Here is a 22090-nt window from a genome sequence, read left to right on the forward strand (position 1 = left end):
AAGAGAAAGCATATGACAAGCTTGAATTTTCAATTATTTCCCTTCTGAATCGGAACAAAATGATGAAAAAAATGAAACGCTTTAATCTTTTTTTGATAGAATAGAAGCAAGATAGTACATGTTCATGTGAAAGTAGGTGACATCGTGGGAAAAATCATAGCAATTACGAACCAAAAAGGCGGAGTGGGCAAAACAACGACGTCTGTCAACCTTGGGGCATGCTTAGCTTACATAGGGAAAAGGGTTCTGCTGGTAGATATTGATCCGCAGGGGAATGCGACAAGCGGATTAGGGATTGAAAAAGCCGATGTAGAGCAGTGTGTGTACGATATTTTAGTAGATGATGCAGATGTAATAGATATTATTAAAGCAACGACAGTAGAGAACTTGGACGTGATTCCTGCGACCATTCAGCTTGCCGGAGCTGAAATCGAGTTGGTTCCGACGATTTCAAGAGAAGTGAGACTGAAGAGGGCGCTTGAAGCAGTAAAGCAGAATTATGATTATATTATCATTGATTGTCCGCCGTCATTGGGGTTGCTGACGATTAACGCGCTTACTGCCTCAGATTCCGTTGTGATTCCTGTACAGTGCGAATATTACGCCCTGGAGGGGCTCAGCCAGTTATTAAATACAGTACGTCTTGTGCAAAAGCATTTGAATACTGATTTAATGATTGAAGGTGTATTGCTGACAATGCTTGATGCCCGGACGAATCTCGGTATTCAAGTCATTGAAGAGGTTAAAAAATATTTTAGAGATAAAGTATATAAGACGGTTATTCCGCGTAATGTCCGTCTGAGCGAGGCACCGAGTCACGGAAAACCCATCATTTTATACGATCCGCGGTCAAGAGGTGCGGAAGTATATTTAGATTTAGCAAAGGAAGTGGCTGCGAATGGCTAAAGGCCTTGGAAAAGGGATTAATGCGTTGTTTAATCAGGTCGATTTGTCTGAAGAGACAGTTGAAGAAATTAAAGTTGCCGATTTACGCCCTAATCCTTATCAGCCAAGAAAACACTTTGACGACGAGGCATTAGCTGAACTAAAAGAATCTGTGCTGCAGCATGGCATTCTTCAGCCTCTTATCGTCAGAAAATCTTTAAAAGGCTATGATATTGTTGCGGGGGAACGGCGTTTTCGAGCGGCAAAGCTGGCGGGTTTAGACACAGTTCCGGCGATTGTCCGTGAATTATCAGAGGCTTTAATGAGAGAAATTGCTTTATTGGAAAACCTTCAGCGTGAAGATTTATCGCCGCTTGAAGAGGCTCAGGCCTATGACTCCTTGCTGAAACACTTAGATCTCACGCAAGAACAGCTTGCCAAACGTCTTGGGAAAAGCAGACCGCATATTGCGAATCATTTAAGATTGCTGACATTGCCAGAAAACATTCAGCAGCTTATTGCCGATGGTACGCTTTCCATGGGGCATGGACGCACGCTTCTTGGCCTGAAAAACAAAAATAAGCTTGAACCGCTTGTACAAAAAGTGATTGCGGAGCAGCTCAATGTTCGCCAGCTTGAGCAGCTGATTCAGCAGTTAAATGAGAATGTTTCACGTGAAACAAAGAAAAAAGAACCTGTGAAAGACGCGGTTCTAAAAGAACGGGAATCTTATCTCCAAAATTATTTTGGAACAACGGTTAATATTAAAAGACAAAAGAAAAAAGGTAAAATCGAAATCGAATTTTTCTCTAATGAAGATCTTGACCGGATTTTAGAACTTTTGTCTGAACGAGAATCATAAATAAAGAAACCATCTTTCAAGCGAAGATGGTTTTTGTTTTATATTCGTCCAGTGAGCCTTTGCAGCGGGTTAAGGCGTTCCTGCCTCCACTCTGTTCGATCTGTTAAACTCAATCCTTCTGCAAGAACATTTGCCATATTCATGACTAAGTGTAGCCTTGTATTTTGCAATACAAAGTATTCCATAAAACCACTCACATTCACAATTCCGTTAATATGAAGATCTCCCACTTCAGGAAGGTCTTTTTGCACACCAGCCCCAGGCTTTAATGGCCCTTCTCCGATTTGAAACGATCCTACACTTTTAACGCGTCCTAAGCATGCATCGACCGCTATAATAAATGGGTTTTTATGTAATTTTTGAATGTCATTGATTTTATCCTTCATGTTCACAGCATGGACGGGATCAGATAGGGTTCCATAGACATGGAATCTGGTGAGTGGCATTTGTTTGAGTTTCATTCCTACGAGCGGGCCTAATGAATCACCGGTTGAACGGTCTGTTCCGATACAAACCACGACAATTGGTTTGCCGGCAGCTTTACGTAAGGATGAAGAAAGGATGGTTTGGATTTGTTTTGCTGCTGCTGCATCTGTATGTGAAACATATTGCTTTACTCGTTCCTGAGAGGAAAAAAGCCCGCCTTTTCGATTCATAGGTTTCACTTCCTTGTTATAGTAGGTAACAGAATTGCTATGGTGTGTGCCTAGTTATGTAAGGTTGTTTACAGTATATCCAGCAGTATGATTTTTTATGCTTTGTGTAGACACCGGATATTTTCAAAAATAGAGGATTGATATGAGTGCTTAGAGGGGTTGGTTATAAGTATTGTGCTCCAATGCCTCTATTATGATCAAGCTGTGGTCTGCTTACAAAACAGTTGAAAATGCATAGATGTCTACATTGGAAGGGCAATACCGACAAAGTTTAGGATTCTGGGATCAGAAGTGATTTCAATCCGTCTGTTTCTTGTCATACAATACATTATCTATTTCGGCAGCATAGGATATCGGGGTGAAGATGCATACAGAGGTTCTTACCTTATTTCCACTGACAAATTAATATCCCGTTTTAGACTGCCTTCATTGGCAGTCTTTTTTATGTGTATTTTGTATGATAATTTCACCTTGTGGTCAATGTCTATGAAAATATGGCATGTTTGCTTTCAGTTATTTATATAGTAACAATAACGGGAAAAAGCTGAACTCTGTGCTATGAGGTGATGATGTTGTGGAGAGCCGGAATGAAGTGGATGCTGCTCATATTAGGGAGCCTGATCGGGGCCGGATATGCGAGCGGTCAGGAGATATGGCAGTTTTTTGGGGCGGAAAGCGGACTTGCTATTGTGCTGTTTACAATCATGTTCATTTTCTCGTCTTATATTGTGATGAAAATCAGTTTTAAGGTTCAATCCACTCATTTTCTGCCGGTTCTGGAGCATTTGATGGGACCATGGCTGGCGAAAATTTATGATGTCCTCATCGTTTTTTATTTGTTTTCGACGACTATGGTGATGATTGCCGGAGGCGGTGTGACCCTGCAAATGTACAAGCTTCCTTTCTGGTGGGGAATCGCGCTGATTTGTATCGTGACCGTGTGTTTGTTTTTCTGGGATGTGAAAGGAATATTATCAGTAAATGGTTTTTTAATACCGGTTTTAGTAGCAGGGCTGCTGTATGCGCTGATCTCCTTTCAGAGCACCCATCATCATACGTGGACGATTGATTTGACTCGGCAGTATAACTGGCCTGCGAGCATTACGTTTGCCTCTTTAAATATTCTTTCAGTTGTCGCGATTTTATCCTCCGTTGGGAAAGAAATGAAAGGACTCGGAGAAGCGAAAATCGCCAGTGTGGCAAGCGGACTTATTTTTGGCGTGATCTCTTTTGTTTATAATGAAACGTTAGTGGAGTTGGCGGGCTCCCTTTCCCAGTTTGAAATACCGTTGTTTGCCGTTTTGGAGGGGGCGCCTTATCTCCTTTTTTTATGTATGACGGCGGTGCTTTGTCTGGCGATTTACACGACGACGGTAGCTGGTTTGCTGGGGCTGTCCAGCCGGCTGATGGCGTTTGTTCATATGCCAAGATGGATGATTGTGTTGATTCTGTTAGTGTTAATGGTGCCATTTACCTCTTTCGGGTTTTCTGATTTGATCGCGTTCTTGTATCCGATATACGGAATGCTGAATTTATATTTGTTAGTTTGTCTTCTGTTATATCCTATTTTGAGTAAATGGAAATAAGAGGATACCTTTCTTTTCGGATATCTTGATTGCTCTTATGATCAGTTTTTTTGTACAATAGATACAGCAGTTTATGAAAAGAGGTGAAGGGTCTTGGCGGATAAAGACTTTGGCCTGAATGATATCGTAGAAATGAAAAAACCGCATCCATGCGGAGCGAACAGCTGGAAAATTATACGCATGGGAATGGATATTCGAATTAAGTGTGAGGGATGTTCTCACAGTGTAATGATTCCGAGAAAAGAATTTGAAAGAAAACTAAAAAAAGTACTTGTCAAGCATGAGGAGCCTACTTCGTAAAAAGGCCGGCACTCATGCTTTTTCATATAGAAGGTAAGGAGAAGACGGCGATGAGCAAAGTGCATCAGTCAGCATGTCCGCTGAATTGCTGGGACAGCTGCGGCTTTTTGGTGACTGTTGAAGACGGAAAGGTAACAAAGGTGGACGGAGATCCGAACCATCCGATTACGGAAGGCAAAATCTGCGGCCGCGGCAGAATGCTTGAGACAAAAACAAATTCGCCTCAGCGGCTCCGCTATCCGATGAAAAAACAAAATGGCGAGTTTGTGCGAATTTCCTGGAATCAGGCACTTGATGAAATTGCCGGCAAACTTCGGGAGATCAAGGAAAAATCGGAGACAACTGCTGTTTTGCACAGCCACGATTATGCGAATAACGGTTTGTTAAAAGCGCTAGACCAGCGTTTTTTTAATGGGTATGGCGGCGTGACTGAAATCGTCGGAAGCATATGCTGGGGCTCCGGTATCGAGGCGCAAAGCTGGGATTTCGGCCGTTCGTATGGGCACGGCCCGCTTGATATTTACAACAGCAAACATGTTGTTGTGTGGGGAAGAAATGTATCCAGAACGAATATGCACTTATACCATCACTTGCAGCAGGTGAAGAAAAAGGGCGCCACAATTACTGTGATTGACCCGATCTTCAATCCGACTGCCAAGCTTGCAGACTGCTATATCTCTGTAAAGCCGGGAATGGATGGCTGGCTTGCGGCAGCTGTTTTGAAGGTTCTGATTGAGACAGGGAGAACGGATGAGACATTTATTTCTGAGCACTCTGTCGGTTTTGATGATGTAAAAGAGCTTTTGAACACCGTTTCTCTAGAAGAGTTTATTGTAAAAACAGAAACTTCTATGGAGGAGCTGGAGTATCTGGCCGGTTTGTATGCCGATGGCCCGGTGTCTACTTTTATGGGGCTTGGTATGCAGCGCTATAAAAACGGGGGCGGAACGATTCGCTGGATTGATGCACTCGTTGCGGCAAGCGGAAATGTCGGAATTAAAGGCGGCGGCGCGAATTTCGGGAATGTCCAAATTGGTGAGAGGTTTGCGAAAACGAAGCTGACGCTCCCGGAGTTAAAAACAACATCACGTTCGTTTTCAATGATGACGCAGGCTGAAGAGGTAATGACGGCTGCTGATCCAGCGATCGAGATGATTATCGTGACGTGCGGAAACCCGTTGACCCAGGTGCCAAACACACATAAAGTGAGACAAGCGTTTGAAAAGGTTCCGATGACGGTAGCGATTGATTCTATCATGACGGATACGGCAAAGCTATGTGACTATGTTTTGCCGACAGCCACTGTTTTTGAAGAAGAGGATATCTACTATTCCAGCATGTATCACCATTACGTTCAATACGGGAAAAAGCTTGTGGAGCCGCAGGGTGAAGCGAAGTCGGACAGCTGGATCTGGTCAGAGCTTGCAAAACGCCTTGGATTTGGCGAGTTGTTTGAACACAGCACTGAAGAATTTTTGGAAATGGGGCTTTCTTCATTGGAGGCAGAGGATGTGACGCTAGAGCGACTGAAAGAAAAAGGCCATCTCCCTCTTCCAGTCAAGCAAGTGCCGTGGGATGACTATCAGTTTTTGACGCCGAGCGGAAAATTTGAATTTACTTCGTCGCTAGCTGAGGAAAAAGGGTTTAGCGGCTTGCTTCAATTAAATGTGCCCGAAGAATCTGCTTTCCATAATGAGGATTTAGCTGGAAAGTATCCTTACACGCTGTTGTCCATTCATCCGCAGCGTTCTAATCATTCTCAGCATGTGCCGTATATTGAAAAGCTTCAGCATATTCAAGTCGATATTTCTCCAGACATAGCGGTGGAGCAGAACCTTCAGGACGGAGACGAGGTTGCCATCTTTAATGACCGCGGGCGCTTGACGGGCAAGGTGAAAGTGATGAAGCAGGCTCACCCGAAGACGATTAATATAGATGAAGGCATGTGGGCGGCTTTTGGAGGTTCAGTCAATGCACTGACAAATGATACAAATTCTGATAATGGAATGGGAAGCACGCTTTTTGACTGTTTAGTAGGCTTGAAAAAAGCGTAACCAAAGGGATTGGCAGGCTGAAAATGCTTTTTTGTCAGCTTGTCTTTTCCAGTGAACCTCCTTATAATTGCTCTAGGTTCAAAATACGTTTATACAATGACGGTTTTATATAGAGGAGATGAAAGAATGGCTTTAACAGCTGGAATTGTTGGTTTGCCAAACGTCGGGAAATCAACGCTATTTAACGCAATTACACAGGCCGGTGCCGAATCAGCCAACTACCCGTTCTGTACAATTGATCCGAACGTGGGAATTGTAGAAGTACCTGATGATCGTCTGCAAAAGCTGACTGAGCTGGTCAAACCGAAGAAGACTGTGCCGACTGCTTTTGAATTCACTGATATTGCAGGGATCGTAAAAGGTGCGTCTAAAGGAGAAGGACTCGGTAACAAATTCCTTTCTCACATTCGCCAGGTTGATGCAATTTGCCACGTTGTCCGTGCTTTTTCTGATGACAACATTACACACGTTTCTGGAAAAGTTGATCCGATTGATGACATTGAAACGATCAACCTTGAGCTGATCCTCGCTGATATGGAAACAGTTGAAAAGCGGATTACACGCGTCAGCAAACTTGCGAAGCAAAAAGATAAAGAAGCTGTATTTGAGTTTGAGATTCTGTCTAAACTGAAAGAAGCGTTTGAGAGTGAAAAGCCTGCTCGTTCTGTTGAGTTCATTGAAGAGCAGCAAAAGCTTGTGAAGCAGCTTCATTTACTGACTTCGAAGCCTATTTTGTACGTTGCAAACGTAAGTGAAGATGAAGTAGCTGATCCGTCTGGCAATGAAAATGTAGCGAAGATTCGCGAGTACGCTGCCGGCGAAAATGCAGAAGTTATCGTTGTTTGTGCGAAAATCGAATCCGAAATCGCCGAGCTTGAAGGCGATGAAAAGCAAATGTTCCTTGAAGAGCTTGGCATTGAAGAATCAGGGCTTGATCAGTTGATCAAAGCATCATACTCCCTTCTTGGCCTTGCAACATATTTCACAGCCGGAGAACAGGAAGTCAGAGCTTGGACATTCAAAAAAGGCATGAAAGCCCCTGAGTGTGCAGGAATTATTCATAGTGACTTTGAGCGCGGCTTCATTCGTGCTGAAACTGTTGCTTATGAGGATCTTCTTGCGGGTGGCGGTATGACAGGAGCGAAAGAAGCAGGAAAAGTCCGTCTCGAAGGAAAAGAGTACGTTGTTCAAGACGGAGACGTTATTCATTTCCGATTTAATGTATAGGATGCAGTTGTAAAGGGACAAGAGCTTTGGTATAATATAAAATTGTGAGTAATAGAATTATTGCTCCTTGCCCATTATGGGCCGCTTAGTCCAAAAGGAGGTGCAAACAGATGAGAAAGTACGAAGTTATGTACATTATCCGCCCAAACATTGACGATGAGTCTAAAAAAGCAGTTATCGAGCGTTTCAACAACGTTCTGACTTCTAACGGTGCGGAGATCACTGGAACAAAGGATTGGGGTAAACGTCGTCTTGCTTACGAAATCAACGATTTCCGCGACGGTTTCTACCAAATCTTAAACGTTCAAGCTGACGCTGCGGCAGTTCAAGAATTTGACCGTCTAGCTAAGATCAGTGACGATATCATTCGCCACATTGTTGTTAAAGAAGAAGAATAAGCAATTTTGAAATATATAATGGTAAAAGGTGGTCTTTCTTATGCTTAACCGAGTTGTATTAGTCGGAAGACTGACAAAAGACCCAGAGCTTCGTTATACGCCAAACGGTGCGGCTGTTGCTACGTTTACTCTTGCTGTGAATCGTACATTTACGAACCAGTCCGGAGAACGTGAGGCCGATTTCATTAATTGTGTCACTTGGAGAAGACAAGCCGAAAACGTTGCAAATTTCCTGAAAAAAGGAAGCCTTGCAGGCGTAGATGGCCGTTTACAAACAAGAAACTATGAAAACCAGCAAGGACAGCGTGTCTTCGTGACTGAGGTCCAAGCTGAAAGTGTTCAATTTCTTGAGCCGAAAAACGGCGGCGGTTCTGGTTCAGGTGGATACAACGAAGGAAATAGCGGCGGAGGCCAGTACTTTGGTGGAGGCCAAAATGATAATCCATTCGGGGGAAATCAAAACAACCAGAAACGCAATCAGGGGAACAGCTTTAATGATGACCCATTTGCCAACGACGGCAAACCGATTGACATCTCGGATGACGATCTTCCATTCTAATGAGATTATCACCTAAATTGAAAAAGAAAGGAGGGAAATGACAATGGCAGGAGGACGCAGAGGCGGTCGTGCGAAACGCCGTAAGGTGTGTTATTTCACTTCTAACGGTATCACGCACATCGACTACAAAGATGTAGATCTTCTTAAAAAGTTTGTTTCTGAGCGCGGTAAAATTTTACCACGTCGTGTAACTGGAACAAACGCTAAATACCAACGTAAATTGACTGCAGCGATCAAACGCGCTCGTCAAATGGCTTTACTTCCGTACGTAAGCGGTGAGTAAGCTGATACGTAAAGAGCAAGGACCTTCGGGTTCTTGCTCTTTTTTATAGGGGGATGAAACATGAAGCTGATTTCTTGGAATGTAAACGGCCTGCGGGCTGTCATGAGAAAGATGGATTTCCTCTCTTATCTGAAAGAAGAGGATGCAGATATTATATGTCTTCAGGAAACAAAGATACAGGACGGCCAGGTTGATCTCCAGCCTGAAGGCTATCATGTGTATTGGAATTATGCAGTGAAAAAAGGATATTCCGGCACAGCTGTTTTTTCAAAACAAAAGCCGCTGCATGTCATGTACGGAATCGGAATAGAAGAGCATGACCAAGAAGGCAGAGTGATTACGCTGGAATTTGAAAATTTGTTTGTGATGACCGTTTACACGCCCAATTCCAAAAGAGGATTGGAGCGAATCGATTATCGGATGCAATGGGAAGAGGCTTTATTATCTTATATTCTTGAATTGGATAAGAAAAAGCCGGTCATTTTATGCGGCGATTTGAATGTAGCCCATCAGGAGATCGATTTGAAAAATCCAAAGGCGAACCGAAATAACGCCGGATTTTCTGATCAAGAAAGAGGAGCATTCACTCGTTTCTTAGAAGCAGGCTTTGTTGACTCATTCCGCCACGTCTATCCTGATCTTGAAGGCGCTTATTCCTGGTGGTCGTATCGTGCCGGGGCCCGGGACAGAAATATCGGATGGCGTCTCGATTATTTTGTTGTGTCCGAAAGGCTTAAGGAACAGATTGAGGATGCCAGCATATCAGCGGACGTCATGGGTTCCGACCATTGTCCTGTTGAACTTATGATCAATATATGATGAGATAGCAGTAAGGAATTTACACTTACTGCTTTTTTATATGAAAAAGGAGAAAGAGATGGCAAACATAAAAGAGATTGCAAGACTGGCCAATGTATCTGTTTCGACTGTTTCGCGTGTGTTGAATCATCATCCATATGTGTCTGAAGAAAAGAGAAAGCTTGTTCATCAAGTCATGAAGGAATTAGATTACACACCAAATCGAACCGCAATCGATCTCATTCGCGGGAAAACCCATACGGTCGGTGTGATCCTGCCTTATAGCGATCATCCCTGCTTTGATAAAATCGTAAACGGAATCACTAAGGCGGCGTTTCAGCAAGAGTATGCAACGACCCTCCTCCCCACCAATTATAACCCCGCTATTGAAATCAAATATCTAGAGCTGTTAAGAACGAAGAAAATAGACGGTCTCATCATTACATCCCGCGCCAATGACTGGAACAGCATTATCGCTTATCAGGAGTATGGGCCGATCATCGCTTGTGAGGATACCGGAGACATTGATGTCCCATGTGCGTACAATGACAGAAAAGCTGCTTATACAGAAAGCTTTCGCTATCTAAAGAGTCATAGGCATGAAAATATTGCTTTTACGTGCGTCAGAGAAGCCGACAGGAGTCCGAGTACGTCTGATAAAGCTGCGGCCTATAAAGCCGTTTACGGGAGGCTGGAAGACCGTCATATGCTGTCTGGTTGCAATGGGATGAATGACGGTGCGCGGGCAGCTGAACATTATTATACGAGCGAGCGGGTTCCGACTGCTATTTATGCAAATAGTGATGAAGTGGCAGCTGGAATTCATGTATTTGCCCAAAAGAATAAATGGGATGTTGAAATCATTGGCGAGGGGAATTCTTCTATCAGCCGTGTACTTGGTTTTCCGTCGCTTGATTTGAATCTTGAGCAGCTCGGCATCGCAGCATTCTCTCTATTTATGCAGGATGAACCCATTGATATCAAAATTCAGCATCAATTCGAGAAAAAAGCTTGAACTGAAATGCATTTCATACTTTATAACTTCATTGAAGGTGAAGGAGGAGGAAGAAATGCGGATTGAACATACAGCGATCTGGGTCAACGATTTAGAGCGAATGAAGGCTTTTTATGAAACGTATTTTAACGGCAAAGCGAATGATCTATACCATAATGAGAAAAAAGATTTTAAGTCTTATTTTATTACGTTTGATTCCGGAGCAAGGCTGGAAATTATGAAAAAAGGAAATGTGACTGATCCGCCTTCACAAACGATGACAGGCTGGGCCCATATTGCCTTTTCCGTTGGAAGCCGGGAGAAGGTTGATGAACTGACTGATCAATTGAAGAAGGATGGTTTCGCAGTAGTAAACGGCCCGCGGACAACAGGAGACGGCTACTATGAAAGTGTGATTGAAGATGATGAAGGAAATTTGATCGAGATTACAATCTGACATCTGGAGTGACTTGAATGCTGAGGACAGAAAAAGAAAAAATGGCAGCCGGAGAATTATACAATCCGGAAGATCAACAACTGCTACTAGAACGCAAACATGCGAGACAGCTGACTAGACAATATAACGAAACACCAGAAGATGATACAGTGCGGACGGAGTTTTTGAAGGAGCTGCTCGGTTCGATTGGTGATCAAGTCACGATTTTGCCGACATTTCGCTGTGATTATGGCTATCACATTCATATTGGAGACCATACATTTGTTAATTTTGACTGTGTCATTTTAGATGTGTGTGAAGTGCGTATCGGACGTCATTGTTTGATTGCGCCAGGTGTACATATCTACACGGCCGGTCATCCTCTTGATCCGATTGAAAGGAAGTCCGGGCAGGAGTTCGGTAAGCCTGTGACAATTGGAGATCATGTTTGGATCGGAGGCCGGGCAGTGATTAACCCGGGAGTGACGATCGGCGATAACGTGGTGATCGCATCAGGGTCTGTTGTGACTAAGGATGTACCTGCTAATACGGTTGTAGGCGGAAACCCTGCGAGGATGTTGAAGGAATTGAAATGAAATCAGTGCGGCAGATCCGCACTGACTTTTTTAAATCTGTTTCGCATTCGTTTTAGGGCCGAAGCATATTAACAGCACGGAGCATGCGAGCCAGCAGCCGCCGATAAATAAGAAGACGCTGACATAGCCGAGCTGAACGGCGATAAATCCGACGAGCAATGAGCCAAAAATGTTTGAAAAGCGGCCGAGGCCATAGGCTAAACCACTGCCAGACGAACGGTATTCAGTCGGATAAGGTTCAGACGTATAGGCGTATAAGTTCGAGGTGAAAACCCTTTCCGTAATATTTACGATGAAACCAAACACAATGATCATGATCGGAATAAAAGTCATGCCATATAAGAGACCGGCGATGGCTGTCAAAAATGCACTGGCGGCTAAAATCCACTTTCTCTGAAATCTTTCAGAAATCATGGAACCGAGCAATGCGCCAAGCGGAGCGCCGACGGAGTGCAATACGTTATACCACAATGTATTTTCCATGGAGACTCCATTGCTTTTTAACAGGCTGGGAACCCATGAGGCAAATCCGTAAAATCCAAACGTTTCAAAAATCCATACAGCAGATAACACAATGGTGATTTTAAGGTTTCTTCCTTTCAATAACCCTGCATAACCGGCATGCTTCTGAACGATACTGTTTGCTTTAGGCTGAGCTGGTGCCGGAAGCGGGCCTTTCTCTTGTTCAACCTGCGCCTCAATTCTGTTGAGGATCGCATCAGCTTTCGCATATTCACCGCGATTTTCGTGCCAGCGAGGTGACTCTTCGAGACGGCGGATAAAGAAAAAATAAATAAGGCCGACGGCACCCCATACAAATACAAGCCTCCATCCCCATGAACCGAGCGGAATGACAAAGGCAGACACAATATTGGTGATCGGAACGCCGATCAATCCAATCATGGCACAGAAAGAAATATATTTCCCGCGGACACTGGAAGGAAAAAATTCTGCCAGATAGCTATTGGTAATAACCATGGCCGCTGCGACACCAAATCCGGTAAGAAAACGGAATGTCGTTAAAGACGGGATGTCCCATGCCGTGGCATTGCATAGCGATGCGATTGAGAAAACAAACACAAATAGATTTAAGGCTCTTTTGCGGCCAATTCGATCGGACAGCCTTCCACCCAGTGATGCGCCTAAAAACATGCCTAAAAACGAAGCCGCCGTTACATTGGCAATGGTTGAAAGCGGGATGCCCCAATGCTCGATCAGTGCCGGCGCTACATTGCTGAGGGTAAATAAATCTGCAAGATCAAAGAAATAAACAATGCCGAGAGCGGTTAATACTTGGAAGTGAACGCGAGAAATCGGAAGGCGGTCTAAACGATTCGCTGCGTTTGAGAAAGGATGTGTGTTCTTCTGTTTGAAGATCGTATTCATAAAAAACCCCCTTTTGAGTAGTAAGAAAAGACTGAAAACTCCCCTCTTGGGAATATTATAAGTATCTTGATTCATTGGCGACAGAGTTCAAATCACTAGATAGAAGAACTAAATTCACACTTTATATTTTAATTTTGCATAAAAGATTTCCAAAACAGTAGATTCATAGACCAATTTATGCAAATATATAGTAATATTCTCATTGAAAGGAAGAGACATAGAAGGAATGAATCCATTTATCCGTCCTATAGAAGGAAACAATACGTTGTGGAGATACTTTTTCGCCTTTTTGGTGATGGTAGGTTTATATGTATTCGGGAATATTGCTTACCTTTTCGCTATACTGTTTACGGTTATTGTGAATCCCGATATCACGTTTGATTTGGATGAAGCTGTGCTGAGTGATCCTCTGGTAGATCTTTATTTGTCTCATGTCATTTATTTATTTGCGATTCCAGGAGTATGGCTGGCTGTGCGCTTTATTCTAAAGCGGCCTTTTCGAACGGTCATTACGCCGAATGCAAAGATCAATTGGCGGAGAATTTTCTTTGGCTTTATTGCTTATTTCCTGCTGATGATCGCCGTACAATTGATTGATTTTGCGATCCATCCTGACAGCTATTCAATGCAAGATGTTGATGCTTCACGGTTTATATGGCTGCTAGTGGCGGCCCTCATTTTGGTTCCGTTTCAAACATCAGCGGAAGAATTGTTTTTTAGAGGATTTTTGCTTCAAGCTTTCGGGAGATTAACGAAAAATCCACTTATCTTGACATTGATTGTCGGGGGCTTGTTTGGCGTATTGCATTTTGCTAATCCAGAAATGAACAATGGCGCTGTCTGGGCAGGAATTGAGTACTTAACATTTGGTTTTGTGTGGACCTATTACACGATTAAAACTGGCAGTATTGAAATATCACTTGGCGCCCATGCCGCAAATAATATGTTTTTGTGTATGTTTATCACAGAAAAAAACAGTGTGTATGGAGGAATTCCTTCTTTATTTACGGTTACGCGGGGGAACCCGATGTGGGAGGCTTTATTTACGATAGCGGTCAATCTTGTTTTTGCGGGCATCGCTTTATGGTACCATAAGAAATCACAAAGTAAGCAGCAGGGGTCTTAATCCCTGCTGCTTATTAACGTTTGGAGGGCTTCTTCGATATTTGTTGTCGGCTGCTGGCAGGCGAAGTTTTCACAAATATACACAGTTGTTTTGCCGTCTATGATGCGGTAGTCTGCTGCAAATGGTGCTATGTCTTTGCATTGATCAGGATGCTCTGCCACCAAAATGGAGTCGTTCGGCTTAAAGGCTTTTTGAAGTGCAGTGATGATTTGTTTTCTGGCTGGATCGTCTGCGCTGCCAAAAATAACGATTTCCTTTTTAGGCATCACGTGTTTTAACACGCTTTGCATAAAGAAAGCATGGCCGCTCGGATACGCATCGATATCCGGCTTAAACACAGAAAACATCGTTTCTGCTTTTTCAATGAGCGATAAGTCGCCTGTGACCTGTCCGAGACGCAAGAGCTGAACGGCTGCCACACTGTTTCCGGAAGGCACGGCGCCGTCGTACACTTCTTTTTCCCGGACGATTAAGGCTTCAGCATCGTGTCCGGTGAAATAGAATCCGCCATGCTCCTCATCCCAAAATAAGCCGATCATATCGTCCGTCAGTTTCTTCGCTTTTTGTAAATAAGAAAGATCAAACGAAGCTTCATAGAGATCCAGATAAGCCCATAGGAGAAAAGCATAATCATCGATGAAGCCTTTGTTTTTCACTTCGCCGTCCCGATACCGAACCATCACACGGCCGTCGATGATTAAATGGTTTTCAATAAATGTGATGGCGTCTTTCGCTAAGCTGAGATATTTCGGTTCCTGATATACCTTTGCCGCTTTGGCGAGACCTGCGATCATCAGCGCGTTCCATGAGGTCAGCACTTTATCATCGACATGCGGATAGGTTCTTTCTTCGCGAGTCTTCAAGAGCAGTTGTCTTGCGCCCTCAAGCTTGAGGCTGAGCTCTTCCTCGGTTAACCCGGCATCAGCTTTAATCTGTTTCCGCTTTGTGTGAATGAGGTTAGGAATATTTTTGCCTTCAAAGTTTCCTTCTTCAGTGATGTCATACACTTGGCAATACAGCGTTCCGAGATCGTCTCCGAGCGTTCTCAGAATCTCTTCCTTTGACCACACGTAGTACTTTCCTTCTTCTCCTTCTGTGTCCGCGTCTAAAGCGGAGAAAAAGCTTCCGTCTTCATGGGTCATTTCCCGCTGAATGAACGTGATGATCTGCTCGCAAATCTCTTTATACCGGCTGTTTTGCGTAACCTGATAGGCTTCTGTATAAGCAGTGAGCAGCAGCGCATTGTCGTACAGCATTTTTTCAAAGTGAGGAACGAGCCACTCGTCATCGGTCGAGTAGCGGGCGAATCCATAGCCGATATGATCATAAATGCCGCCATTTGCCATGCTGTCCAGCGTTTTCGTCACGTTGTATAAAGCATTTTCCTGCTCCGTATTGTGATGATAACGAAGCAAATACATCAGCATATGGGGCATCGGAAATTTCGGCGCCTGCCCGAAACCGCCGTAGATCGTATCAAACCCATTGGCAAGCTGCTGGAATGTCCGGTGAATCGCTGACTCGCTAAGGCCTTCGCCTGATTTTGCGGCTGTTTTGGTCTGCAAATGATTAGCGGCGTTCTCTGCAATATCTTCGACATGCTCGCGATCGTTCGCAAACGTCTCAGACAGATGCTCAAGGACATCAACGAAACCGGGACGATTGAATTTACTCGTCTTTGGAAAATATGTACCCGCATAAAACGGCTTCTGATCAGGCGTGATAAACACATTCAGCGGCCAGCCGCCCTGCCCGGTCATCAGCTGGCAGATTCTCATATAAACAGAATCTACATCCGGCCGCTCTTCCCGGTCGACTTTAATCGCCACAAACCGTTCATTGAGAAGACGCGCGATTTCTTCATCTTCAAAGCTTTCGTGGGCCATGACGTGGCACCAATGGCATGTGGAATAGCCGATGCTGACAAGAACCGGCTTGTTTTCGCGTTTTGCTTTTTCGAAGGCTTCTTCTCCCCAAGGGAACCAGTCTACGGGGTTGTGGGCGTGTTGGAGTAAGTAAGGAGACTTCTCATTGATTAATCTATTGGGTTTATTGTTATTTGGCATGGGATCACCTTCTTTCGTGTTTTTCTTTTATAAACTTGATAACATATTTAACCTTACCACAGATAATAAAAAAAATACCTTAGTCTATAGTCTATAGGGTTAACTAAAGTATTTGGAATAGATAGTATATAGTACATCTTTTATTTTTATCTAAAGTATTCCGACGAGCCATCGATTTCAAGTCAGAATCTCATTGTCTTTGTTAATGACTTATACATATATCGTATTTTGTATCCAACTTGACATATCGGTATATCTAGATATACAATTGCAGCCATGGAACCTATTAACGTATTCAAAGCTTTATCCAATGAAACAAGACTTAATATCCTAGAGTGGCTGAAGGAACCCGAGAAACATTTCCCGAAACAAGGCGCTCACCTGCCAAAGGAGGTAAGTTACAAAGGCGGAGTATGTGTTGGGGATATTCAAGAAAAAGCCAAAGTTTCTCAATCAACAATTTCTAGCTACTTAAGCATGATGCAAAAAGCTGGTCTGCTAGAATCAATCCGTCATGGCCAATGGACTTACTACAGGCGTAACGAAGAATTTATTCAACAGTTAGCTAAATATTTTAAAACAGAGATCTAATGTTATGTTGGTTTCTGTTTTTTTACCAGCAAATATCTAATTTTCTAGATATTTAATTATTCGAAAAAGGAGATATTATATATGCGCTTTATATCTTATTTACTTGCTCTATTTGCTGGAGCAGCACTTAGCTTTGAAGGGGCTATTTATGCTGAACTGGGAAAAACAATTGGACAAATAGAAACAAGTTTTTATAACTTCTTTATGGGCTCAATTATTTTGGGGCTATTGTGGCTCTTTTTTGGAAAAGGAGAGATTTCCTATACATTGAAAGCACCTAAATGGTCATTACTTGGTGGTGTCATGGGTGTTGTTTATCTAACCTCTATTGTTGTAAGTGTTCCATTCGTTGGTGTTGGTATCACCATGGTTGCTGTCATTATCGGGCAATTGGTAATGAGTATGGTTATTGAACATTTTGGATGGCTTGGAAGTAAGAAAACGAGGGTTAATAAAGAAAAGATTTTTGCCGTAATTTCAATGATTATTGCACTTATATTAATAAACTAGGAGGTCTTTAATAATGGGGCTATTTATGATTTTATTCACATTGATTGGCGGTGTCACATTAAGCGCACAATCATCTATTAATGGTACATTTAGTAGGAAAGCTGGAACAATTGAAACAACATTTTTAACCTTTCTCACTGGAACAATGTTTCTTACTATTTTCATTTTATTTTTTGGCAGTGGAAATGTGCTTGGGCTTCTAGAAGCGCCTAAATGGCAATTAAGTGCAGCATTTTTGGGTACGGCATATTTGCTGCTAACTGTCATAGCCGTTCCAAGAATAGGGGTTATTGCAACTAATATTGCTGGTATAGCTGGCCAACTTGTAATTGGGGTAATGATTGATCATTTTGGATGGTTTAATAGTTTAGTCATAGAACTAGATATTAAACGTGTCTTCGCATTGCTATTTATGATTATTTCCCTTTATTTTATCTATAAGGGGAATAAGCGTTCAAGCAAGGAAGCACAAACACAGAAAGCTTAAAAAACAAGATGGCTTCCTCTTGATTGGGGATCTAATAGACGGAGGTAGAGGTTCAACTCCCATCTCCTCAGCAGCATTAATGATAGCAAGGTTTTTGAAGACGAAGAGGTTTTTTTAACCTCTTCTTTTCTTTTTTTTATAAGAAACTGGTATTCAACCATCAATTTACATTTTTGAGGATAAGAAGCGTCTTTCAACAAAAGGCATAAAAAAGTGAAGGATTATTCCTCCTAAACAAACAGTTAAAAGCGTTCCGATGCCGATAGGGCCTTTACATATAATAGCTAATACGAAGAAAAGAGCATATACCAATGTTCTTGAAAATAAGATCGTTCTTTTGGAGATATCTCGGATGATGAGTGTTAAATGATCGATAGGAGTTGATGCAAATTTTGTCTGAAGATAGATGGCTGTTCCAAGACCGATGAACACCAAACCAATTCCGAAACAAATCAGTTTGCTTAACAACGCGTTTAGATAAATGGTATTTTTTACAACAAACAACCATAGGTCAATGCCTATCCCAGTAATGAATGCTGTAACCAACCCCAGCAACATAGGCTTTTTTCTCGTTAATATAGAGTTACAGATTAAGAGGATCACAGAAATAAGGACCTCCCAGCTTCCCACGGTAAGACCGACTTCTTTTGAAAGGCCAACCAAAAGGGCATCGAAGGGCGATGTGCCTAATCCTGATTGTATCGTTAAAGAAATGCCTAAACTTAATATGAGGATACCTAACACGTAATAAACATATTTCATTTTATTCGTGATCATTCTTTTGTCATCAAGACGTGCGGGATGCCGTCTTCCATAAATTCCTGTGAGGCAATCTGATAGCCCAGTTTTTTATAAAAGCCTGCTGCTTGTGTTTGCCCATGCAGCTTAAATGCAGTCATTCCTTTTTCTTTCATGATTTCTTCTAATCCTCTTATGATGACTTTCCCCAATCCGTACTTACGGTAAGGTTTTAGAATGCAGATTCTTTCCAGCTTTGCTGTATGGTCAACGATGCGCACACGACCTGTGCCAACGGGCTGATTTTCATGATATACCAAAATATGCTGGCATTGTTCTTGGAGCGTATCAAATTCATCGAACTCATCCGATTCAGATACATGCTGCTCCCCAATGAATACCATTCTTCTAATATCTAGAGCAACATGTAAATCAGTTTCTGTTGTTATTCTTTTTATATTCATAATTGATCAATCCTTTTCTGATATTAGTCTGGACTGTACAGCATGCATGTGGTCTTATAATAGTAAGGTTAAAACAATTTTGTTGTAATTGCAACAAAAATACGTGAGGGGTTTTAGGAATGAATGACATTTTGCGTGAGATCGGCATGATAGCAAGAGCGTTGGATTCCATAAGCAATATTGAATTTAAAGATTTGGACTTAACAAGAGGGCAGTATCTCTATCTCGTACGTATATACGAAAATCCGGGAATTATTCAAGAAAAATTGGCGGAAATGATAAAAGTGGACCGAACAACGGCTGCGCGGGCCATTAAGAAATTAGAAATGCAGGGATTTATTCAAAAACAGCCGGATGAGCAAAATAAAAAAATAAAAAAACTGTTCCCGACTGAGAAAGGAAAAAAGGTGTATCCATTGTTAAGAAGAGAAGGAGAACATTCCATGGAAGTGGCCTTATCTGGTTTTACGCCTGAGGAAAAGGAAACCATTTTTAAACTCGTTCACAGAGTCAGGAAAAATATAGAACGTGATTGGGAATATGTGAAGAAGGGGAACAAAAGGGATTATTAATGGACAACAAGTCGAGCCAAGCTGGCGAGAACCCTGCTTCTGATTCTCAAGAATACCAGTCTGCTGAATTGTGGGAACATTTTCAAGATAATCTGCCTTGAAAATGTTCCGTTCACTTAAAAGGAAACCCTTCTGTTTTCTGTAAGATCTTTAAAGTCATTTTCACTCATTTTTACTCATATACTCATTCCCCCACAGCCTCATGGATGCAATAATAGGAGAAAGCTTTTCACCTAGTTCTGTCAAAGAATACTCCACCTTCTTGGGGACAGTGTTCTCTATATTTCTCTTCACAACACCATCTGCTTCCAGTTCTCTCAGCTGCAGTGTCAGCATTCTTTGTGTAATGCCTGGTATGGTCCGTTTCAGCTCATTAAACCGGGCTGATTTGTGAGACAGGATATCGATGATGATTCCTTTCCATTTCCCGCCGATAATATGCAGCGTCATTTCCACGGGACAAGCCTTTTCTACTTCTGCACTGCAAGCGCCAAATCCATTTAACCGGTTTCCCATCTTTGTCACCTCACAATGTAAGTTACAAAAATGTGCGCCATTACATATCTAACTCAGATGTATTACAGTAATGATATCAAAAATTTCCAAAGGGAGTGGTTTGCATGAACTTGAGACAACTATCAGAACATGTCTTTCAATGTGAATTTGAGCTTGATGTGCCTCTTCGTATTCCGGTTCATATTTGGTTTATCAAAGATGGTGATGATGTTTATATCATTGATACGGGAATAGAACGTTTTGCTGATGCTCAAATTAGGGCAGCGTTAGCGATCGGCAATCCAAAAGCCATCTTGCTTACCCATGGCCACAGTGATCATATCGGAGGTGCATCAAAATGTTTAGAGAGATTTGATATTCCGATTTATGCCCATGAAAAAGAGCTAGTGTATATCAATGGGGAAGCGCCTTATCCGAACAAAGATGAAGTGGAGAACACAGGGGTGGCTCATATTGTCCAGCCGCTGACGGCGCAAACGCTGGCTCACTTGCCTTTGCAATACTATTTAACACCCGGACATTCCCCGGGGCATGTCGTGTATCATCATGAAATCGATCGTACCCTATTAACAGGAGACCTTTTTATCACAAGCAAAGAGGATTTAAATCCCCCTATCAGAAAATTCAGCATTAATATGAATGAGAACATCGATAGCGGTGCAATCATAAATCAAATCAAACCAGCGCTCATTTGCTCTTCACATGGCGAAGAAATTCTTTATAACAAAGAATTGTATAAAAACTATGTGTTAAGGTATAGGGATTAATTGAAGTAAGAAAAAACATACCAAACAAATATTGATATGTTTTGAGAGAAATTTAAAGATACTCAGATATCTCAGCATGATCGCGCGAGGCAAAGAAGAAATCAAGAAAGCATTTATCAAGATCGCGAACTATTTCAATCATCATATTGTCCCGACACAAGGGGAAATGATCATGTTGGAAGCAGGTGACACTGTACTCGTCCTTTCTCAGACACTGCTTGATTCGGATAAAAAGAATTCCGAGTATGCGATGGAAAGAAGAGCGACCTATGTATTTAAGAAGAATGCGCAAGGCGAGTGGCTTTGTGCAATCGATAATTCATATGGTACGGATTTAATTGGTGTTTAGCGTCCTTCGATGTGCCATTCCTGCATATAATAATTCATTCAGCTGAATAGGGAAGGTGACGCCAATGAATCTGTATGACATCAGAATGGCTCCTTATTGGTTTTATGAAGGCAGAGGACTTGTTCCACATCCATACGTTTTTCGGCAGCCTGTCTCCTCTCGTGCAATCATTGCATCAGCCCGCGGGGATGTAACGGGAGACGGCGTAATTGACGAAGTCTTTCTCACTGGCAGCCAAATGACTGGCAGCCCTTTATGGAGAAATATCACATTGGTAATCCGTGACGGCAGAACCCATCAGGAACAGCGAATCCAGCTCCAAAACAATCTGGGATACAATCCGTCACTTTTTCTGGGGGATATGACAGGCGACAAGATTGATGATGTGGCAGTGGTAATAGACACTGGGGGAAGCGGCGGCACTATATATGCGTATATTTTTGCCTATCTAAATCGGCAGTTCCGACAGATTTTTAACTCGGATGTGTTTAATGATGAATTTAAGTACAGTGTGAGCTATCAAAATCAATATAAAGCAAGTGTCATCAGTCATCATCAGAATGAAACGTATATCCTCGATCTTACTTACAAGGGCAGGGAATATTTGGATGAGATTTATACCCAGCAGGGGGTATTGAAAATGCCGATAGAAGGCTGGGTCAATCCTTTGTCTGGCCTGTATCCGGTTGATTTTGACAGAGACGGCGTATATGAACTGCTGGCGTATCAGCGGATCGCCGGGAGGTATAACGCTGACTCGCTGGGATATTTTCAAACCGTATTGAAATGGAACGGGCGGAATTTTGCCGTTGACCGGCAGAATGTATCAATTGTTGGCGGTGCTGTCTCGTCATCACGAAGGCTGTCTCCCTAGATAGAGTGAC

26 protein-coding genes and 1 pseudogene are annotated in these 22090 nt (G+C 42.5%); 21 read left to right on the forward strand and 6 right to left on the reverse strand.

Going from position 1 to position 22090, the window contains the following annotated elements; genetic code table 11:
* Positions 1-144 precede the first annotated feature (144 nt).
* A complete protein-coding gene (gene soj / locus AC0C66_RS08330; protein ID WP_003219244.1) occupies positions 145-906 on the forward strand; it encodes a sporulation initiation inhibitor protein Soj in 762 nt (253 codons plus the stop codon).
* A complete protein-coding gene (gene spo0J / locus AC0C66_RS08335; protein WP_014115894.1) occupies positions 899-1747 on the forward strand; it encodes a stage 0 sporulation protein Spo0J in 849 nt (282 codons plus the stop codon). The genes soj and spo0J overlap by 8 nt, the downstream gene beginning before the upstream one ends.
* Positions 1748-1785: 38 nt before the next feature.
* On the opposite strand, the gene yyaC is transcribed toward spo0J, so the two are convergent.
* Positions 1786-2403 (reverse strand): spore protease YyaC, encoded by a 618-nt coding sequence (gene yyaC / locus AC0C66_RS08340; protein WP_014115893.1) that lies wholly within the window; start codon positions 2401-2403, stop codon positions 1786-1788.
* 569 nt (positions 2404-2972) lie between these two features.
* On the opposite strand from yyaC, the gene AC0C66_RS08345 reads away from it, so the two are divergent.
* The 11 genes from AC0C66_RS08345 to AC0C66_RS08395 all read left to right on the forward strand — a co-directional run bounded on the left by AC0C66_RS08345 (position 2973) and on the right by AC0C66_RS08395 (position 11634).
* Positions 2973-3989, forward strand: coding sequence for a YkvI family membrane protein (locus tag AC0C66_RS08345; protein ID WP_072183172.1), 1017 nt, complete (start codon positions 2973-2975; stop codon positions 3987-3989).
* Positions 3990-4082: 93 nt separating this feature from the next.
* Positions 4083-4289: a DUF951 domain-containing protein gene (locus AC0C66_RS08350; protein WP_003219236.1), complete on the forward strand. Its 207-nt coding sequence runs from the start codon at positions 4083-4085 to the stop codon at positions 4287-4289.
* Between the two features lie 50 nt (positions 4290-4339).
* The gene (locus AC0C66_RS08355) at positions 4340-6343 is read left to right on the forward strand and encodes a molybdopterin-dependent oxidoreductase (protein ID WP_472973529.1); all 2004 of its coding nucleotides are present in this window, start codon (positions 4340-4342) and stop codon (positions 6341-6343) included.
* 126 nt (positions 6344-6469) lie between these two features.
* A complete protein-coding gene (gene ychF, locus AC0C66_RS08360; RefSeq protein ID WP_472973530.1) occupies positions 6470-7570 on the forward strand; it encodes a redox-regulated ATPase YchF in 1101 nt (366 codons plus the stop codon).
* 110 nt (positions 7571-7680) lie between these two features.
* Complete coding sequence (gene rpsF, locus AC0C66_RS08365; RefSeq protein ID WP_014115888.1) at positions 7681-7968, forward strand: 30S ribosomal protein S6; 288 nt, start codon at positions 7681-7683, stop codon at positions 7966-7968.
* A gap of 40 nt (positions 7969-8008) precedes the next feature.
* Positions 8009-8527, forward strand: coding sequence for a single-stranded DNA-binding protein SsbA (gene ssbA / locus AC0C66_RS08370; RefSeq protein WP_014115887.1), 519 nt, complete (start codon positions 8009-8011; stop codon positions 8525-8527).
* 43 nt (positions 8528-8570) lie between these two features.
* The gene (rpsR, locus tag AC0C66_RS08375; RefSeq protein ID WP_003219224.1) at positions 8571-8810 is read left to right on the forward strand and encodes a 30S ribosomal protein S18; all 240 of its coding nucleotides are present in this window, start codon (positions 8571-8573) and stop codon (positions 8808-8810) included.
* A gap of 60 nt (positions 8811-8870) precedes the next feature.
* Entirely contained in the window at positions 8871-9629 is a 759-nt protein-coding gene (gene xth, locus AC0C66_RS08380) for an exodeoxyribonuclease III (protein ID WP_472973531.1), read from the forward strand.
* Between the two features lie 58 nt (positions 9630-9687).
* A complete protein-coding gene (locus AC0C66_RS08385; protein ID WP_472973532.1) occupies positions 9688-10623 on the forward strand; it encodes a LacI family DNA-binding transcriptional regulator in 936 nt (311 codons plus the stop codon).
* Positions 10624-10678: 55 nt separating this feature from the next.
* Positions 10679-11059 carry a VOC family protein gene (locus AC0C66_RS08390; RefSeq protein WP_014115884.1) on the forward strand — a complete coding sequence of 127 codons (381 nt, stop codon included), beginning with the start codon at positions 10679-10681 and terminating at the stop codon, positions 11057-11059.
* Between the two features lie 17 nt (positions 11060-11076).
* Positions 11077-11634: a sugar O-acetyltransferase gene (locus tag AC0C66_RS08395; protein WP_072183175.1), complete on the forward strand. Its 558-nt coding sequence runs from the start codon at positions 11077-11079 to the stop codon at positions 11632-11634.
* A 30-nt stretch (positions 11635-11664) separates the two neighbouring features.
* On the opposite strand, the gene AC0C66_RS08400 is transcribed toward AC0C66_RS08395, so the two are convergent.
* Positions 11665-13020 (reverse strand): MFS transporter, encoded by a 1356-nt coding sequence (locus AC0C66_RS08400; protein WP_472973533.1) that lies wholly within the window; start codon positions 13018-13020, stop codon positions 11665-11667.
* Positions 13021-13246: 226 nt separating this feature from the next.
* Between AC0C66_RS08400 and AC0C66_RS08405 the strand changes: the two genes are divergently transcribed.
* On the forward strand, positions 13247-14146 hold the full coding sequence (locus AC0C66_RS08405) for a CPBP family intramembrane glutamic endopeptidase (protein ID WP_072183177.1): 900 nt from the start codon (positions 13247-13249) through the stop codon (positions 14144-14146).
* Here the strand turns inward: AC0C66_RS08405 and AC0C66_RS08410 are convergent.
* Positions 14143-16212 (reverse strand): thioredoxin domain-containing protein, encoded by a 2070-nt coding sequence (locus AC0C66_RS08410; RefSeq protein WP_472973534.1) that lies wholly within the window; start codon positions 16210-16212, stop codon positions 14143-14145. The genes AC0C66_RS08405 and AC0C66_RS08410 overlap by 4 nt on opposite strands.
* 276 nt (positions 16213-16488) lie before the next feature.
* On the opposite strand from AC0C66_RS08410, the gene AC0C66_RS08415 reads away from it, so the two are divergent.
* The 3 genes from AC0C66_RS08415 (at position 16489) to AC0C66_RS08425 (ending at position 17800) form a co-directional block, all read left to right on the forward strand.
* Positions 16489-16803 (forward strand): ArsR/SmtB family transcription factor, encoded by a 315-nt coding sequence (locus AC0C66_RS08415; RefSeq protein ID WP_014115879.1) that lies wholly within the window; start codon positions 16489-16491, stop codon positions 16801-16803.
* Between the two features lie 81 nt (positions 16804-16884).
* Positions 16885-17313: a DMT family transporter gene (locus AC0C66_RS08420; RefSeq protein WP_087987431.1), complete on the forward strand. Its 429-nt coding sequence runs from the start codon at positions 16885-16887 to the stop codon at positions 17311-17313.
* A 13-nt stretch (positions 17314-17326) separates the two neighbouring features.
* A complete protein-coding gene (locus AC0C66_RS08425; protein WP_014115877.1) occupies positions 17327-17800 on the forward strand; it encodes a DMT family transporter in 474 nt (157 codons plus the stop codon).
* A 165-nt stretch (positions 17801-17965) separates the two neighbouring features.
* Here the strand turns inward: AC0C66_RS08425 and AC0C66_RS08430 are convergent, their stop codons facing one another.
* Both AC0C66_RS08430 and AC0C66_RS08435 read right to left on the reverse strand, forming a co-directional pair.
* The gene (locus tag AC0C66_RS08430) at positions 17966-18562 is read right to left on the reverse strand and encodes a YczE/YyaS/YitT family protein (protein WP_041521217.1); all 597 of its coding nucleotides are present in this window, start codon (positions 18560-18562) and stop codon (positions 17966-17968) included.
* 11 nt (positions 18563-18573) lie between these two features.
* Entirely contained in the window at positions 18574-19002 is a 429-nt protein-coding gene (locus AC0C66_RS08435) for a GNAT family N-acetyltransferase (RefSeq protein ID WP_472973535.1), read from the reverse strand.
* A gap of 119 nt (positions 19003-19121) precedes the next feature.
* On the opposite strand from AC0C66_RS08435, the gene AC0C66_RS08440 reads away from it, so the two are divergent.
* The gene (locus AC0C66_RS08440; protein ID WP_003236585.1) at positions 19122-19574 is read left to right on the forward strand and encodes a MarR family transcriptional regulator; all 453 of its coding nucleotides are present in this window, start codon (positions 19122-19124) and stop codon (positions 19572-19574) included.
* A gap of 162 nt (positions 19575-19736) precedes the next feature.
* Here AC0C66_RS08440 and AC0C66_RS08445 read toward each other — a convergent pair whose 3' ends face one another.
* Complete coding sequence (locus tag AC0C66_RS08445) at positions 19737-20090, reverse strand: winged helix-turn-helix transcriptional regulator (RefSeq protein WP_409509364.1); 354 nt, start codon at positions 20088-20090, stop codon at positions 19737-19739.
* 104 nt (positions 20091-20194) lie between these two features.
* Here AC0C66_RS08445 and AC0C66_RS08450 point away from each other — a divergent pair, with 104 nt between their 5' ends.
* From AC0C66_RS08450 to AC0C66_RS08460, 3 genes and pseudogenes are all read left to right on the forward strand, one after another.
* Positions 20195-20857 (forward strand): MBL fold metallo-hydrolase, encoded by a 663-nt coding sequence (locus tag AC0C66_RS08450; RefSeq protein WP_472973536.1) that lies wholly within the window; start codon positions 20195-20197, stop codon positions 20855-20857.
* Positions 20858-20933: 76 nt separating this feature from the next.
* Positions 20934-21206 (forward strand): annotated as a pseudogene (locus AC0C66_RS08455) (YybH family protein); the annotation flags it as partial.
* Between the two features lie 64 nt (positions 21207-21270).
* Positions 21271-22080 (forward strand): hypothetical protein, encoded by an 810-nt coding sequence (locus AC0C66_RS08460; protein WP_472973537.1) that lies wholly within the window; start codon positions 21271-21273, stop codon positions 22078-22080.
* The last annotated feature ends 10 nt before the right edge of the window (positions 22081-22090 follow it).

This window comes from Bacillus sp. VA13, assembly GCF_055710085.1.

Excerpts from the sequence above, each read along its gene's own strand:
- AC0C66_RS08390 (WP_014115884.1), top strand. The coding sequence starts at position 10,679 with ATGCGGATTGAACATACAGCGATCTGGGTCAACGATTTAGAGCGAATG.
- yyaC (WP_014115893.1), bottom strand. The coding sequence starts at position 2,403 with ATGAATCGAAAAGGCGGGCTTTTTTCCTCTCAGGAACGAGTAAAGCAA.
- AC0C66_RS08400 (WP_472973533.1), bottom strand. The coding sequence starts at position 13,020 with ATGAATACGATCTTCAAACAGAAGAACACACATCCTTTCTCAAACGCA.
- AC0C66_RS08385 (WP_472973532.1), top strand. The coding sequence starts at position 9,688 with ATGGCAAACATAAAAGAGATTGCAAGACTGGCCAATGTATCTGTTTCG.
- AC0C66_RS08405 (WP_072183177.1), top strand. The coding sequence starts at position 13,247 with ATGAATCCATTTATCCGTCCTATAGAAGGAAACAATACGTTGTGGAGA.
- AC0C66_RS08395 (WP_072183175.1), top strand. The coding sequence starts at position 11,077 with ATGCTGAGGACAGAAAAAGAAAAAATGGCAGCCGGAGAATTATACAAT.
- spo0J (WP_014115894.1), top strand. The coding sequence starts at position 899 with ATGGCTAAAGGCCTTGGAAAAGGGATTAATGCGTTGTTTAATCAGGTC.
- AC0C66_RS08415 (WP_014115879.1), top strand. The coding sequence starts at position 16,489 with ATGGAACCTATTAACGTATTCAAAGCTTTATCCAATGAAACAAGACTT.
- AC0C66_RS08425 (WP_014115877.1), top strand. The coding sequence starts at position 17,327 with ATGGGGCTATTTATGATTTTATTCACATTGATTGGCGGTGTCACATTA.
- AC0C66_RS08430 (WP_041521217.1), bottom strand. The coding sequence starts at position 18,562 with ATGAAATATGTTTATTACGTGTTAGGTATCCTCATATTAAGTTTAGGC.
- AC0C66_RS08450 (WP_472973536.1), top strand. The coding sequence starts at position 20,195 with ATGAACTTGAGACAACTATCAGAACATGTCTTTCAATGTGAATTTGAG.
- AC0C66_RS08420 (WP_087987431.1), top strand. The coding sequence starts at position 16,885 with ATGCGCTTTATATCTTATTTACTTGCTCTATTTGCTGGAGCAGCACTT.
- rpsR (WP_003219224.1), top strand. The coding sequence starts at position 8,571 with ATGGCAGGAGGACGCAGAGGCGGTCGTGCGAAACGCCGTAAGGTGTGT.
- AC0C66_RS08445 (WP_409509364.1), bottom strand. The coding sequence starts at position 20,090 with ATGGGAAACCGGTTAAATGGATTTGGCGCTTGCAGTGCAGAAGTAGAA.
- AC0C66_RS08355 (WP_472973529.1), top strand. The coding sequence starts at position 4,340 with ATGAGCAAAGTGCATCAGTCAGCATGTCCGCTGAATTGCTGGGACAGC.
- ssbA (WP_014115887.1), top strand. The coding sequence starts at position 8,009 with ATGCTTAACCGAGTTGTATTAGTCGGAAGACTGACAAAAGACCCAGAG.
- xth (WP_472973531.1), top strand. The coding sequence starts at position 8,871 with ATGAAGCTGATTTCTTGGAATGTAAACGGCCTGCGGGCTGTCATGAGA.
- ychF (WP_472973530.1), top strand. The coding sequence starts at position 6,470 with ATGGCTTTAACAGCTGGAATTGTTGGTTTGCCAAACGTCGGGAAATCA.
- AC0C66_RS08440 (WP_003236585.1), top strand. The coding sequence starts at position 19,122 with ATGAATGACATTTTGCGTGAGATCGGCATGATAGCAAGAGCGTTGGAT.
- AC0C66_RS08435 (WP_472973535.1), bottom strand. The coding sequence starts at position 19,002 with ATGAATATAAAAAGAATAACAACAGAAACTGATTTACATGTTGCTCTA.
- rpsF (WP_014115888.1), top strand. The coding sequence starts at position 7,681 with ATGAGAAAGTACGAAGTTATGTACATTATCCGCCCAAACATTGACGAT.
- AC0C66_RS08410 (WP_472973534.1), bottom strand. The coding sequence starts at position 16,212 with ATGCCAAATAACAATAAACCCAATAGATTAATCAATGAGAAGTCTCCT.
- AC0C66_RS08345 (WP_072183172.1), top strand. The coding sequence starts at position 2,973 with ATGTTGTGGAGAGCCGGAATGAAGTGGATGCTGCTCATATTAGGGAGC.
- AC0C66_RS08460 (WP_472973537.1), top strand. The coding sequence starts at position 21,271 with ATGAATCTGTATGACATCAGAATGGCTCCTTATTGGTTTTATGAAGGC.